The sequence below is a fragment of the Terriglobales bacterium genome, assembly GCA_035561515.1.
In the GTDB taxonomy this organism is placed as follows: Bacteria; Acidobacteriota; Terriglobia; order Terriglobales; family Acidobacteriaceae; genus DATMXP01.
Genome location: DATMXP010000021.1, coordinates 26,206 through 41,274, shown reverse-complemented (window position 1 = coordinate 41,274; position 15,069 = coordinate 26,206). Strand labels below are relative to the sequence as shown.

12 protein-coding genes are annotated in these 15,069 nt (G+C 56.0%); 9 read left to right on the top strand and 3 right to left on the bottom strand.

Going from position 1 to position 15,069, the window contains the following annotated elements:
• The first annotated feature begins 130 nt into the window (after nt 1-130).
• Entirely contained in the window at nt 131-1,513 is a 1,383-nt protein-coding gene (locus VN577_09275) for a sugar porter family MFS transporter (protein HWR15008.1), read from the top strand.
• A gap of 43 nt (nt 1,514-1,556) precedes the next feature.
• On the opposite strand, the gene VN577_09270 is transcribed toward VN577_09275, so the two are convergent.
• The 3 genes from VN577_09270 to VN577_09260 all read right to left on the bottom strand — a co-directional run bounded on the left by VN577_09270 (nt 1,557) and on the right by VN577_09260 (nt 5,369).
• A complete protein-coding gene (locus VN577_09270; protein HWR15007.1) occupies nt 1,557-2,210 on the bottom strand; it encodes a D-sedoheptulose 7-phosphate isomerase in 654 nt (217 codons plus the stop codon).
• Between the two features lie 9 nt (nt 2,211-2,219).
• Entirely contained in the window at nt 2,220-4,193 is a 1,974-nt protein-coding gene (locus VN577_09265) for an MBL fold metallo-hydrolase (GenBank protein HWR15006.1), read from the bottom strand.
• A 168-nt stretch (nt 4,194-4,361) separates the two neighbouring features.
• A complete protein-coding gene (locus VN577_09260) occupies nt 4,362-5,369 on the bottom strand; it encodes a LacI family DNA-binding transcriptional regulator (GenBank protein ID HWR15005.1) in 1,008 nt (335 codons plus the stop codon).
• Nucleotides 5,370-5,625: 256 nt separating this feature from the next.
• On the opposite strand from VN577_09260, the gene VN577_09255 reads away from it, so the two are divergent.
• The 8 genes from VN577_09255 to VN577_09220 are packed head-to-tail and all read left to right on the top strand — an operon-like array spanning nt 5,626 to nt 15,064.
• On the top strand, nt 5,626-8,157 hold the full coding sequence (locus VN577_09255) for a glycoside hydrolase family 38 C-terminal domain-containing protein (GenBank protein HWR15004.1): 2,532 nt from the start codon (nt 5,626-5,628) through the stop codon (nt 8,155-8,157).
• 53 nt (nt 8,158-8,210) lie between these two features.
• Nucleotides 8,211-9,185, top strand: a complete 975-nt coding sequence (locus VN577_09250; protein ID HWR15003.1) for an ROK family protein — start codon at nt 8,211-8,213, stop codon at nt 9,183-9,185.
• Nucleotides 9,186-9,213: 28 nt separating this feature from the next.
• Nucleotides 9,214-10,227 (top strand): tagatose 1,6-diphosphate aldolase, encoded by a 1,014-nt coding sequence (locus VN577_09245; protein ID HWR15002.1) that lies wholly within the window; start codon nt 9,214-9,216, stop codon nt 10,225-10,227.
• Nucleotides 10,200-11,480, top strand: a complete 1,281-nt coding sequence (locus tag VN577_09240) for an MFS transporter (GenBank protein ID HWR15001.1) — start codon at nt 10,200-10,202, stop codon at nt 11,478-11,480. Before VN577_09245 ends, VN577_09240 begins: the two co-directional genes overlap by 28 nt.
• The gene (locus VN577_09235; protein ID HWR15000.1) at nt 11,480-12,109 is read left to right on the top strand and encodes a class II aldolase/adducin family protein; all 630 of its coding nucleotides are present in this window, start codon (nt 11,480-11,482) and stop codon (nt 12,107-12,109) included. Before VN577_09240 ends, VN577_09235 begins: the two co-directional genes overlap by 1 nt.
• On the top strand, nt 12,106-13,437 hold the full coding sequence (otnK, locus tag VN577_09230) for a 3-oxo-tetronate kinase (protein HWR14999.1): 1,332 nt from the start codon (nt 12,106-12,108) through the stop codon (nt 13,435-13,437). Before VN577_09235 ends, otnK begins: the two co-directional genes overlap by 4 nt.
• A 2-nt stretch (nt 13,438-13,439) precedes the next feature.
• Complete coding sequence (locus tag VN577_09225; GenBank protein ID HWR14998.1) at nt 13,440-14,111, top strand: aspartate/glutamate racemase family protein; 672 nt, start codon at nt 13,440-13,442, stop codon at nt 14,109-14,111.
• Nucleotides 14,108-15,064, top strand: a complete 957-nt coding sequence (locus VN577_09220) for a carbohydrate kinase family protein (GenBank protein ID HWR14997.1) — start codon at nt 14,108-14,110, stop codon at nt 15,062-15,064. The genes VN577_09225 and VN577_09220 overlap by 4 nt, the downstream gene beginning before the upstream one ends.
• Nucleotides 15,065-15,069 lie beyond the last annotated feature (5 nt).

The window sequence follows — 15,069 nt, the reverse complement described above, 5'->3', positions numbered from 1 at the left end:
GTGGCTGGCGACGTTGTCAAGCTGCGCAGGGTTGCTGCGCCTATTCGAGGAACAAACGAACATTCCCTTGACAGCCGTATGCATGTAATAGCATCCTTTCCGCTGCTGGAATCGATCCCACCGCGGCTTTCTGCGAAATGTCCGAGAAGGGTTCTATCATCAGCAAGTTACTCCACGAGGACTCATGAAACTTACGCCGGAACTGTTGAGATGCAGCGCTGTCGGAGCGCTCGGTGGTCTTCTGTTTGGCTTTGACACGGCTGTGATTTCAGGTACAACGCAACAGCTCAGTGAGACATTCCAGCTTGTGCCTAAGACGCTCGGCATTACCGTGTCGATCGCTTTATGGGGAACAGTGGCCGGCTGCGCGATTGCCGGAGTGCTCGGGCAGAAACTGGGTGGACGCGGCGCACTTCGGATCATGGCGCTTCTCTACATCATCTCGGCCGTTGGCTGTGCGTTCGCGTGGAACTGGCACGTCTTGCTGATTGCGCGGTTTGTCGGCGGGCTTGGAATTGGTGGGTCATCTGTTCTGGGGCCTGTGTACATCGCGGAGGTTTCACCGGCTAAATGGAGAGGCAGGTTAGTGGGCGTGTTCCAGATCAACATCGTTCTTGGAATTCTGGCCGCATACCTGTCTAACTACATCATCTCAAGTCTGAACATCGGAATGCACGAATGGCGGTGGGAATTCGGCGTTGCCATTGTCCCGGCTGTTCTGTTCTTAGTGATGCTGTACACGATTTCGCAAAGCCCCAGGTGGCTTGCGGCTCGCGGGAAATTTGAAGAAGCTTTGAGCGACCTGCGGAAGCTTGGTTCCGAGAATCCCGAAGGCGAACTGGCCGCGATCAAGGCGTCGCTGGAATCCCCCGGACAGGAACGCGATGTTCCGCTTTTCCAACGAAAGTATGCACTGCCGATTTTTTTAGCGGCATCGATAGGATTCTTCAATCAGATGGCGGGCGTAAACGCCATTCTCTACTATGCCACCGATATCTTCCGCTACGCGGGTTTCAGCCGCCTCTCTGGAAACTTGCAATCCGTGTTGATCGGCTTGATGAACCTCGTCGGCACGTTCATCGGTATGTCGCTGATCGACAAAGCAGGGCGCAAAACGCTCCTCCTCGTCGGATCCGTCGGAACCGGTTTTTGCCTGGCGGGCGTAGCGGCGATCTTCCTGACGCATTCCCATCCGGAACTGCTCGTCTGGTTCCTGATGGCATTCATCTGCTTCTTCGCGGCATCGCAAGGTGCTGTGATCTGGGTTTACATCGCTGAGGTGTTTCCGACGGAGGTCAGGTCTAAAGGGCAGAGCTTGGGAAGTGGTTCCCACTGGATCATGAATGCACTCATTGCATTGGCGTTCCCGGTGATGGCGGCGCGTTCGAACGGTGCGCCGTTTGTTTTGTTCTCCGCCATGATGCTCGTGCAATTGATCGTCGTCTGGCGCTTCTACCCTGAGACGAAGGGACACACGCTGGAAGAACTCCAGATGCAATTGCAACGAACGTAGATCGATGGGCCCGAGCCCACTCAGGCCTACTACGGCAGTTTATCTATTCGGCCGGAACCGCTGGAGTTTTTCCCTCGCCGAATTGCATACCAAAGAAGACCTTCTCGACCAGCATGCAGAAGATGTGTTCCAGGCACAAATGCGCTTCCTGTATGTTCATTGTCACCTTGGAAGGAACTACGATCGAGTAGTCGCAGAGAGGACCCATTTGTCCTCCTCCGTTCCCCGATATTCCAATCGTTTTAACACCCAGCTTGGGGGCGAGCTTTAGTGCCTTCAAGATGTTCTTCGAGTTGCCGGAGGTTGACAGAGCGAAAAAAACGTCGCCTGCTTGCGCGATTGCCTCGAGTTGCCGTTCGAACACGTCTTCGTAGTTGTAGTCGTTTCCGATAGCAGTGAGGATTGACGTGTCGACGGTCAGCGAGATGGCAGGAAGCGCCCGGCGATCGACTGTAAGCCGCGAGACAAATTCCGCGACGAGGTGCTGAGACTCGGCTGCGGAACCACCATTACCGGCCACCATTAACTTGCGCCCATTTCGCATTGCGTCGCCTGCGTACTGCGCCGCTGCGACCAGTGTGGATGAAATGGCCGGGTCGTCGAGAACACTTTGGATCGTTGCGATCGATGATCTCAGTTGACGGTGTATCACTGATTGAAGTGTTTCGTGCGTAGCAGCTTGTTCAGTCGGATTCATAAGTTGTTCCTACAAAGTTACTCGCGGGCTGGTCGGATCACACATGTCCACGACGGCCTCGGCAATCTGTCCCAAGTGAACTCCGTTGGCAAGAACGTCAGCGACAATAGCTCGCCTGTGCCCAAGTTGATAAACGGACCGGGGAATCCTTATCTGGACCGCTTGTTTTCCCAAAGATCTCGGCGCCACTTGTAACTCGAATTGGGAGGGCGTGCTCATCCACCCCTGGGGCAGAGAAAGCGCAATCTGCAGCTTCATCGGTTCAGGCCCGTGATTACGGACGCGGATTTCCAATGAGCACGGTTCGTCAGCGGTTGCAACCGCTTGATACGGATAGATCTGGACCCATGACGGATCGAGTCCGAAGTCGGTGACTTGATTTGCAATTAAGCCGGCGAGAATCTCGTCTTGCCGTTGAACGTTCTTAACGAAGCCCTGAACCATCTGGTCCGTGACCATAAAAGGCTCGCCGTGACCCGGCGCGATCATGTTGGGGCGCATTCGTTGGATATTCTTAATGGAGCGGAGATAATCGCCGATTTTGACGTCGTTCCGATAGATGAGATTGTGGGTCATCCGGTTCGACTTGTCGTAATTGAAGAACGCGTCGCCAGTAAACGCAATGTCCTCGCCATCGATCGAGGTGAACAGCGCCATCTGGTATTCCGTATGACCGGGGGAATGGAACATCGTTAACTCGTACTCTTCCCACTGAAACTTCTCGCCATCACGAAATGTTCGGTCAACTGAGATCGGCTCGGCCAGAATGCACCCGAGGTTACGTCCACGCGGATTCCGGAATATCTCAACCATGTTCTCGTAACACCAGACCCGAGTCTTAAACCTGCGAGACAGATGCGAGATGCCGTTGATGTGGTCGTCATGAATGTGTGTCGGGATCACAACATCGAAATCCTTGACGCCATACTGCGACTGGAGTGCATTCAAGCTGTGTTCCACGAAGCGCATGCGCCCGTACGTGTCCGTAGCATCGCGAAAGCTCGCAAAGAAGTTCCAGCTGGCCGATCCGTAATCGATCAGCATCGCTTTTCCGCTTTTGCTCAGGATCGCGTAGAAGGTTGAAGTCGGAAGCGGATGAGAGATCAGGTGAGGGCTGATCTGGGTGGCCTTAAACTGAAACGTCGGTGTGCCGGTTGGTTTCCAGTAGTGATACCAATCCAACAACTTCGCGCGCAGGCTTTCCATCGCGGAGATCGGTTCCCCGATTGGTTTGCCATGCGATGGACAAAGCAGCGTTGGGCGTAAGGCCAGAAGCTCGGTAATCGAGTACATCGAAAAGTCGACGCCTTCATGCTCCTGGTAGTAGTACTGCAGATCGTAAAGGTTTTGAACCTTTCCATTCGAGTAGATCAGGTCGCCGGAAAATACGCACTGCTGCCCGTCAATCTTAGCCACCAGGCTGATGGAGCCGATGGTGTGTCCCGGCGTTGGCTGCACGAAGATCGAGTGACCCCGCCAATCAAAAGTCTCGTAGTCGTGAAGCAGCTTTGAAACCGGGACGTCAAACGCAAGTGAAAAGAAGTCATTCCGCACCTGGTACAAGTCGAAAACTCGTCGGTTCGCCCAGAACCGTTCTGCGTCCTCGAAGAGATGCCGTTCGTGCGCGGGCACGGCGATGGGGATTCCGCGATCATGAGCCAGCAAATCGCCCTGCGCTTGGTCGCGGTGGTGATGCGTGTGCAGAATGTAATCGATCTTCGACACGCCTACCTCAGCCAGGTGATCGAGGATCTTGCCGGAACCAAAGTCTATGAGGATTCCGTGGTCGCCATTGCGGATCAAGTACACGTTGCACGTATCCGCAAGGAAGAAGAGGTTCTCCGAAATACGTGCAAGCCCTTCCGAAGTTGAAAACTGTGACCTGGCAGTCGATTCAGAAGATGCCGTGGAGACCAGCGGAACCATAGCAGCGGCAGTTGCGCTGCGCAGGAAGTCACGGCGCGATGATGAGTTGTCGCTCATAAAGTGACGGAAGAGTACAGGCGGAAGTTCATCGATTGGAATTTGCCACCCTCAGGCCCCAAATGCCGCTGCTTACAACCAGTATTGGAATCGATACCACCCCAATATCGTGCTCCCCTACATGCAGTGTGTCAATTCCGTGTGATCTGCTCGGGAACAGGAATGAAATCAGCAGGAACCGCGTAATACCAGTTCGACGTCGAACTTGATCGTTTGCTTCAGGGTCTTTTGGGTCGACATCTCTTCAAAAAGCAATTCCGCCGCCCTGGTTGCGATACGAGTGATCGGCTGACGCACCACGCTGATCGGCGGGTCCAAGACGTCAGCCAAATCGAAATCGTCAAAACCCACAATTCCGATCTGGCCTGGAATCTTAATGCCCAGATCTTTCAAACATTTGTAGACGTATATAGTTGTCGTGTTCTTCGTTGAGAAAATTGCGTCAACCCTATCGGCTCCAAGCACGTGCCGCAGCACGGCTGACTGCGTCGAGGTCAAGTCTTCTGCCTCAAGTTCCGCGAGGTATGGCAGGCCTGCTTCGACTACGGCGTCTTTGTGGGCTTTGAATCGGGTTTGGCTTGTTAAAAGCCGGCCGTATCCACCAACACACAGAATCTTTTTGTATCCTCGATCGATTAGATATTCGGTAGCAGCGCGGGCCCCGGCATAGTTGTCGGCCGTGACTGCAGTGAGAGCTGCGTTCTGAATCGGGCGATCGAAACACACGACGGGGAAGGGCGCATTCTCCACGAGGGCGGGAGTGCTTCCGCCTGAGGGAGCAAGTATCAACCCATCTACCCCTCGGCGGATCAGCGCATTCAACTCTCGCTCTTCCTTGCGAGGATCGTTTCCCGATGCCGCGAGCAGCACCAGAGTGTCGTGGTGCCCTGCAACTTCTTCGATGGCCGCGGCTGCCGACGAGAAAAACGGATCAGCCACTGTCGGCACGATCAGGCCGATCGTATTCGAGGGTGCACCTTTGAGGGCACGCGCGGCGTAGCTGGGCTGGTACCCAAGCTCCCTCATTACGGCATGCACGCGGGCAAGTGTTTTGGGGCTAACGTTCTTGCCGCCGTTAATGACTCTGGAAACGGTTCCGGAACCGACCCCGGCGAGGCGCGCCACGTCAGCCAAAGCGGGGGCAGAAGCTTTCTTATGTTTGCGCACTCGGTTCATGCGTGCACAGGTTCCAATGGGTTCATTTTTGTCAACAGTGAGAGTGTCAGAAAACTGACAAATTGGCAATTCGTTCCTTGACACTTTGTTGAACCGACCGTATCCTCCCCTCTGGAATCGATTCCAATAAGCGGTTCAGTTCGGCCGCCTGGAGAAGCTTCAAGGGTAAGCCATGCGAATGATGCGAGTCTTCCAACTGCTGAGTAGGTCAGGTCGTTTCTTCTGCGCGTGCGTTCTCCTTCTCGCTTCAGCGAGTATGTCGGCGGCCGAGCCGGCGGCGCAGAACACGACTGCTAATTCGCCGCAATCATCGACAAATTCCGATGCCGGTGCGGATCAGCTATGGCCGCCAGACGCTGCCAACTTAAGGCTGCACATGGTCGGCAACGCCCACATCGATGCGCCCTGGCTTTGGCCCTTGGCGGAAACAAACGCCGTCGTTCACAGCACTTTTTTGTCCGCGCTCGACCGTCTCAAAGAAGACCCCGATGTGAAGATGACGACCAGTTCGTCACAGTTCTACGAATGGATTGCCGATAGTGATCCCGCCCTGCTGGACAAGGTACGTAAGCGCGTGCAGGAAGGACGATGGGACCTAGTCGGCGGGTGGTGGGTTGAGCCCGATGTGAATATTCCGAATGGCGAGGCGCTCATTCGGCAGGGCCTGTATGGGCAGCGCAGCTTGAAGCGTCTTTTTGGACGCACCGCAACCATCGGCTTCAATCCCGACTCCTTCGGCCACACCGGCAGCATTCCGCAGATCCTCAAATTACAGGGCATGCCTAACTATGTGTTCATGCGGCCCAATGCAACGGAAAAACAACTTCCGTCCAGTCTCTTCTGGTGGCAAGGAATTGACGGAACCAAGGCACTGACCTTCCGCATTCCGCTTGCCTACGACGATCCGGGAGATGTGCGTAATCACATGCTGCGCGAGATTGAACTTCTTCGCGGGCAGTCCGTTCGTAACGCGATGGAGTTCTACGGCATCGGCGACCATGGTGGCGGACCCACGAAAGCGAATATCAGCTCAATTCATCGGATCATGGGTGAGCCGGGTGCGCCGAAACTTCTCTTCAGTACGCCGGACCGATATTTCTCGGAAGTCCGTAAAGCGTCTTTTCTGAATGACCTTCCTGTAGTCACCGGTGATATGCAGCACCATGCAGTCGGCTGCTACACGGCAGGTTCCGATCTAAAGAAGCTGAATCGCTCAACGGAAGTCGCTCTGGTGAACGCCGAAAAGTTCGCGGCGATAGGAAACATCGCTTGGGGAGCCACGTATCCGAAAGACGATCTCACCAAGGCATGGAAGAAAGTTCTTCTGCTGCAGTTTCACGACACCCTGGGTGCAACAACACTCCCTTCCTATTATGACGCTGCGAAAAATGGCTACGCCCGCGCTCAGGATGTTGCCAGTGACGCACTGTATCTGGCGGTACAGAAGCTCGCTTGGCAGGTGCCGACCGTAGATCCCGATTCGAAATACCTTGTCGTCTTTAACCCTCACGCGTGGACGACCAATCTTCGGATTGAGTACGACCTTGGATGGGATCCTAAGAAACCAACAGTTCTCGAAGATGAACGCGGGAAGTCGATTCCGTATCAGTGGGTTCAAGCCACCACAACGGTCACGAACCGAATCGGACTTGCCGCCGAGGTGCAGGTCCCCGCGATGGGATACCGCCAAATCAGGCTCCACAATGTGCCTGCCGTTCCCCAACAGCCCGAATCCGCGTTGCGCGTGAGTGACCGCGAGATGGAGAACGCCCACTTGAAGATCAGTTTCCTCTCGGATGGGACTCTCTCCATGCTCGATAAGGACAACCAAAAAGAAGTTCTTCGTGCGGTGAACAATGGGAATGGGGGAATGCGCGCGGTTGTATTGGATGATCCGAGCGACACCTGGAGCCATCATGTCCGGTCGTACGACCGAGAAGTAGGGAACTTCGCGTTACAGAACATCAAGGTAGTTGAAAGTGGCCCTATTCGTGGACGAGTGAGGGCGAAGTACGCATTCGGCACGTCGCAACTGACGATCGACTACCTGCTATATGCGACCGGCCGCGACTTGGAAGCTCGCGTGACTCTCGACTGGCACGAACACCAAAAGATGCTGAAGTTCGCATTCCCGGTGAACGTGGAGGATCCGAAAGCGACATACGAGATCGCCTATGGCGCCATGGAGCGCAGCACGAACGGAGATGAGGATCCGGGCCAGCGCTGGATTGATGTGAGCGGACGCTCCGGCAGCCAGACCTACGGACTTGCGGTAGTAAACGACGCGAAGTACGGATACAGTGCTAACGGAAGCGAGATGCGCGTCTCAGTCGCTCGCGCCCCGGTATTCGCCCATCACGATCCCCGCACTCTCGATCCCGGAACGGATTACCAGTGGATGGACCAGGGCGTACAGAGCCTGCGGATCCTGCTGATTCCGCACTCGGGCACTTGGCAGCAGGCAGATCCGACTCGCAACGCAGAGAAGTTAGTCACCGAAGTTCCGATTATTTATCAAGGCATTCATCCCGGCACGCGTGCCCTCTCGGACAGTTTCCTTGAGGTCGATGCGCCGGAGGTCATCGTATCGGCCGTTAAACAAGCCGAAGATGGAAACGATGTGATCGTTCGTGCGTACGAGAGTACGGGGGCGGCGAGACGAGTCCGTTTCAATCTCCGGTTTGCGGGCACCACTTGGACCGGAGAGTTCAAGCCATTCGAAATAAAGACTCTGAAGGTGAACCCGCGAACTCGACAGGTGTCGGAAGTAAACGCTCTCGAAGAATAAGTAGAGATTTGAGCGAAGTAGGGGACGGGGGACGGCAAAGCAGGAGGAGCTTAATGCTTGTCGGGGTTGACATTGGCGGGACAAAAACAGCGGTGATCCTCGCTGAAGATCCCAGCCACATACTGTTTCGGGAAGAGTTTCCGACTCTGCCCAAACTTGGGCCAGAACATGCGCTCGCGAAGATCAACGAGCTGATTGAGCTCGCACTGAAACGCCACAGCTCCGGCAAATCGCTCCAGATCGGCGTGAGTTGTGGAGCTCCGCTTGACCCTGTCGCAGGAATCATCCAGTCTCCTCCGAACCTTCCTACCTGGGTCGAAGTTCCCATTAAGGACATCCTCGAAAAACGTTTTGGGGCGCCATGTTTGCTCGAGAACGATGCGAACGCAGGTGCCGTCGCTGAGCACAGATACGGTGCAGGAGCAGGTTGCACCAATCTTGTCTTCCTCACTTTGGGTACGGGGATCGGAGCGGGCCTGATCCTGAACGGAGAGCTTTACCGTGGCTCGACAAACATGGCAGGCGAGGTGGGACATGTCACGCTGACGGAAGGCGGTCCGGTTGGATACGGGAAAGCCGGATCTGTAGAAGGCTGGGCAAGCGGTTGGGGCATGGCCTTGCACGGAGTGGACGTCGTCAAGGCGGCACAGCAGGCCGGTGAGCCAACGGTCCTCGCCGAAGTTGCTGCGTCTGGTCAGTTGACGTCGAAGGATATTGGTCTGGCTGCAATGAACGGCGATGCGGTCGCGCGCCGCATCGTCAAGAACACCGGCGAACGCTTAGGACAAGCGCTTGCGATTCTCGTCGACATTCTGAATCCCGAGAGGATTGTGATCGGCGGTTTGGCATTGAGGCTGGGAAGTCTCCTGTTCGAACCCGCGCTTGCTGAGATGAACCGTCACGCTCTTCCGCAAAGCGCACAATGCTGTACGGTTCTGCCGGCACAACTTGGAGAGCGTATCGGCGATGTCGCCGCGTTATGTGTTGCCGACGGGTTGTCGAGGTCTGCAACTTCGTTGGATGTTTGAATGTTTCACCACCAGTTCAAGTGACTAGATGACGATCCCAAAGCAATCAAAGACGGAAAGGCTGCGCTCACTGTCGAATGCAGATGGGGTCATTGCGGCCCTTGCAATGGATCAGCGCAGAAGTTTACGAAAACTCATTGCAAACGCAGCTTCCGGTCCCTTTGAGGAAATTGCCGACTCCAAGCTGGTTGAGTTCAAAACGGCAGTCACTCAGGTGCTGACTTCGCATGCGAGCGCCATACTCCTGGATCCGGAGTACGGTCTGGAAGCGGCAGAAGCACGCGCAAAGAACTGCGGTCTTCTTCTCGCCTACGAAGCTGACGGATATGAGAACCCGCGCCCGAACAGAATGCTGGCTCTGATGCCGGAACATTCAGTGCGCACCCTACGCGACGCGGGATCGAGCGGCATCAAAATTCTTCTTCATTACTCACCTCTGGATGACGACCGCCCAAACCTCGAAAAGCGAATCCTCATTGAACGCATCGGAAACGAATGCGAAGCGCTAGGCATGCCGTTTTTCCTTGAGCCAGTTCTCTACGATCCGGTACCTGCGGGCAAGGCGCCAATGTCCGATTTCGCATTCGCGAAAGCAAAGCCGGCACTGGTGATTGAACTGATGCGGGAGTTCTCGCGCGACATCTACAAAGTGGACATTTTGAAGGTGGAGTTTCCAGTCGTCCCAACCTATGTGCAAGGGAGCGCTGTCCATCGGGGAGAGACGGCATACACGATGGACGAAGCGTTGGATTCGTTCCGCGCCGCAGACAAGGTCGCGCACTGTCCATACATCTACCTGAGCGCCGGCGTTTCAACTCCGGTGTTTCTCGAGTCTCTCCGGATGGCGAACGAATCCGGCGCCAGGTACTCGGGCGTGCTCTGCGGACGTGCAACATGGCAGGACGGAGTTTCGGTATACGCAACACAAGGAGTAGGAGCGTTCCGCAAGTGGCTCGAGACTCAAGGCGCAGCAAACCTGGAGAGACTCAATCAACTGCTCAGGAGTGCCATTCCTTGGCAGCAGCGGTTGCAACGAGCATGAACGTGGCTGTAAATGGGCGCGCGAATGAGACGAGAGTGACCGCGTCGAAGTATGCGCTGCCGTTGTTGCTTACGACGTCGATGTTCATCAACTACATCGACCGGTCGAACCTCTCGATCGCTGCTCCGCTAATGCAGAAGGACATGGGGTTGACCACCGCGCAAATCGGGGTGCTCTCCTCAGCTTTCTTCTGGACTTACGCGCTATTCCAACTGGTGGGAATCTCCGGGTGGCTGTGTGATCGGTTCCGGGTCACCATGGTGTTTGGGATCAGCGCATTGGTGTGGGGATTGTCAACGCTTGTCACAGGGTTCTTGTCTTCGTTTTGGGCAATTTTCGCGATGCGACTGATCCTTGGGGCGGGCGAATCTTTTGCGTATCCATGCTATTCCAGGATCCTAGCCACCGATGTCCCCCAGACCTCTCGCGGCACTGCGAACGCGTTCCTCGATGCCGCCTCCAAACTTGGGCCGTCCGTGGGAATGTTTCTCGGCGGTATGCTGCTCGTCCGTTTCGACTGGCGCATCTTCTTCGTTGTGCTTGGAGTGATTAGCCTCGCTTGGGTAGTCCCGTGGTTTCTATTCGCGGCCCGTTCTTCGAGTTCGCCGATCAACAAGCCGGTCAGCGGAGGGTCCGTTGCACGCATCCTGTCCAGTCGTTCCGCATGGGGAACATTCGCCGGACACTTTTGCGGTAACTACGTCTGGTTCTTTCTCTTGATATGGCTTCCGTCCTACCTGGTGAAGGATAAAGGTCTATCAACGCAGGCGATGGCAAATGTTGGATCGATTGCGTTTCTGGTGATTGCCATCGGTACACTCTGCGCAGGTTGGCTATCCGACCGATACATTCGGCGAGGAGTTTCGCCGACGATCGTGCGAAAGTCGGTAGTGGTTGGCGGCCTGCTTGGTTCCGCTTCTATTCTGGTTGTTGGATACGTGCAGAGCGCGTCCTTCTCGCTTGCGATGTTGCTGTTCGCATGTTTTGCCTTCGGGACTTACACTTCCAACCACTGGGCCATCACACAGACGATAGCCGGGCCAGCAATGGCTGGGCGGTGGACGGGACTTCAAAATGGTATCGGGAATTTTTCTGGGATCGTTGCCTCGTGGCTCACGGGAGAACTGGCGACCCAAACGGGCTCGTTCCGCACCTCGTTTGTCATGACTGGGTTGATCGCGTTGGCAGGTGCTTGCATGTGGGGAATCGTTGTCGGGCCCGTTCGCGAACTTCCTGTAGACAAGGAATCCTGATGCATTCGGACGATTTAATTCGCTCGATCATAGCCACGGGACGGAGCTTGTTTACTCGTGGGTATGCGTTCGGGACAGCGGGGAACATCAGTTGCAGAGTGGAGGGAAGCATTTACTGCACCGCGACCGGCTGTTCACTCGGCGATCTCTCTGCGGAGGACATTGCCGTGTGTAATATGGACGGAACCGCAACGAGCGCCTGTAAGCCTACGAAGGAACTTCCTCTGCACTTGGCGGCATATCGCTCACGCCCCGAGTGCCATGCGGTCGTGCATCTGCATTCGGGATTCGCGACTGCGGTGAGTTGTTTGAAAGAGCTGAACACCAAGGACGCACTGCCCGCCTTCACTCCGTACTACGCTATGCGTGTACCGTGCCTTCCCGTGATCGCGTATTTTCCTCCCGGTGACGTTCGTCTCGCCACGGAGTTGGAAAAACTAGCTCCGGAGACACCAGCCATGTTGATGCGCAACCATGGCTCCGTCGCACTTGGAAGGAACCTGCTCGAAGCCTCGGCCCTTGCGGAGGAAATTGAAGAAACAGCTCGTCTCTTCTTCATCTTGGGAGAGCGCGGGAAGGCCCTTGGTGCGGCTGAAGTCAGCTACTTACGTAACCGAGGGCGAGCGTGAACCTGACCTTTGCCAGTATCGCGGATGACGACACCGGCGCCAGCGACATCGCAGGTATGCTGGCCAGTCAGAGAATGCGCACCCTCGTCATTCTGGATTCAGCAACGTCCCAGGAGATCCAGCAGTGGGCGCAGGACGCCGATGCGCTGGTGTTCGCAATCGCCTCCAGGGCTCTGCCGCCGCAAGAGGCATACAGAAAGAGCCGTGAAGCGTGTCAGTTGATTCTTCCGTTGAAGCCGCGAACTGTTGCGGTCAAGTACTGCAGCACCTTCGACTCCACTCCCGAGGGCAACATCGGACCGTCCATCGACGCTGCCATGGACGCCCTTGGGCAGCCGTTTACGGTTGCGGTCCCCGCGCTTCCGATCAACGGTCGCACCACATACGTGGGGCATCATTTCGTCGGCACGCAGCTTCTGTCGGAATCGTCGATGCGGAACCACCCGCTGAATCCCATGACGAACTCCAATCTCGTCTCGCATCTGCAATCGCAGACCGGGAGAAAGGTCGGACTCGCTGCTCATCCGGCAGTTCGGAGCGGAGCGCTATCGCTCAGGCACGAACTGAAGGCACTGCAGGAGAGCGGAGTGGAAATCGCGGTGATCGATTGCATCTGCGACAGCGATTTGGAGGTTATCTCCGAAGTCATCGCCGACATGCCATTAATCACCGGCAGCTCGGGATACGCCGTAACGCTCGCTGCTGCATGGCGGCGCCGGGGATTTTGGTCCGAGGGACAACAATCCCGCAGCATTACGAGCGCCGATACGAGGGTCGGCACGCTCATCATCTCCGGAAGTTGCTCAGAAGCCACTCGTGTGCAGAGCAAGTACTTCGAGCATACCGGTGTTCACTCGTATGTCCTCGAGGGAACCGAGTTGGCCTCTGAGGTTTTTGATCGAACGAATCTGGTCGCCGAGGCGGTCGCTCTTCTCAAGTCTGGCAAAGATGTCTTCATCAGAACGAATGCGAAGAGCGTCCATGCTGTTCATCAATGGGCACTCGCACAAGGTTCGAACCCCATTTCTGTAGGAATGAAGATCTCCGCAGGTCTCGGGGCTATCGCCAGAGACATCGTCAGCCACGTTCTTCCTCAAGGAATAGTTGTTGCGGGGGGTGAGACCTCGGGAACCATCTGCCGAACGATCGGGATAAAGGCTCTTAGGATAGGGCGGAACATCGTGCCCGGAGTTCCACTTTGCGCTTCCATCACCACGCCGATCATGCCGGTCGTACTTAAATCAGGCAATTTCGGAGGAGAGGATTTCTTTCTTCAAGCGAGAGAGGCGATCCGCTCTTGTCCTAAACCAGAGGAACAGCCCAGGTAATTATGTCTGCTAAAACTCTTTATGCCATCCATACCGGTCCCGTCCTCGTGGAAGTTATCAAGCCTCTTGTAAAGGAACTTCTGCCCGGCACCAGCCTCGTGAACATCATGGACGACGGGCTCTTATCGGAAGTCCGCGAAGCAGGTCACCTAACGACAGCGGTGACCCGCCGGTTGATCGGATACGGCGTGCTCGCGGCCAGCGCAGGTGCGAGCGCGATCCTGAACTGTTGCTCGTCAGTCGGCGAAGCCGCCGAGATGCTTGCGCGAGTTGTGGACATCCCGGTCGTCAGGATTGACGAAGCGATGGCGGAGCGTGCTGTGGAATCAGGTTCCCGTATCGGAGTGATCGCGACGCTTGCCACTACGTTGGACCCCACCAAGCAACTGATCCTTCGCAAGGCAAAGCTGAGCGGACGCAACATTGAAGTGAAGTCTTATGTCGCCGACTCCGCCTTTGACTCCCTGCTCTCTGGCGATCCCCAAAAGCACGACGCCCTGGTAAATGCTGTCATCGACCGTGCCATCGACGAAAATGAGGTGGTCGTTCTTGCCCAGGGCAGCATGGCACGACTGGTGGCAGTCCGCCAGGACGCTTCCAACGGCCGAATACTCACGAGCCCTCGCACAGGCGTCGAATCGCTTCGCAAGCATCTGCAAATGGAGCATGCATGAGCGACAAAGAGAAGGGCGGCATTATTTGCGCTGGAAGTCTTGTTTACGACATCCTCGTCAAGCCCTTCGGCGAACTCCGCTTCGGAACTACCACGTTCGTGGACAGCATCGAGTACCGCATCGGTGGCAACGCAGCGAACACTGCCCGAGCGCTTGCGATCCTTGGGGTCCCCGTCTATATCTTGGGTGCCGTTGGCTCAGACGCTCAAGCCGATTTCATTCTCGACGGCTTGCGATCGTGCGGCGTCGATAGCAACGGCGTAATCCGTCAATCGAAGCCTACTGCTACGTCGGTAGCGCTAATTGGGGCCGATGGTCAGAGACAATTCCTGCATCGCCTCGGCGCGAGTGAAGATGCGTTCGCACAACCGGTCGCCTTTGCCGGCGATCTTCGAAAAGGCTTCTCTCATCTCCATCTTTCCAGCCTGTTCGTGGTGCCGCATCTCCGGATGAATGGGAGAAAGATTCTGGCCGATGCCAAGCACGCAGGTCTCACAACCTCGTTCGACACGAACTGGGATCCTTACGGCGAATGGATGCAAGCCCTCCAACCTTGTCTCACGCAAATCGACATCTTCTTCATGAATGAAGATGAAGCTCGCATGATTACCGGTCATGTTGAGGCGCACGCTGCTGCTCGCGTCTTATTGGAGGAGGGTGTCTCACTGGTCGTCATCAAACTGGGCCACCGCGGCTGCGCGATCTATGGCCGCGAAGAAGTTGTCTGCCCAGCATTTCCGGTTAACGCCGTCGACACTACCGGCGCAGGCGACTGTTTTGTTGCAGGATTCCTGGCGGCGCACCAACAAGGATTGCCATTGCCTGAAATCGCGCGTTTCGCCAATGCAGTTGGCGCCCTGAGTGTTCAACGGATCGGTGCGGTTGAGGGTGTAATCTCGCGAGATCGCGTGCGCGACTGGATTGCTTCGCAAGGCGAAGCTGTCCGCTCATGAAAACT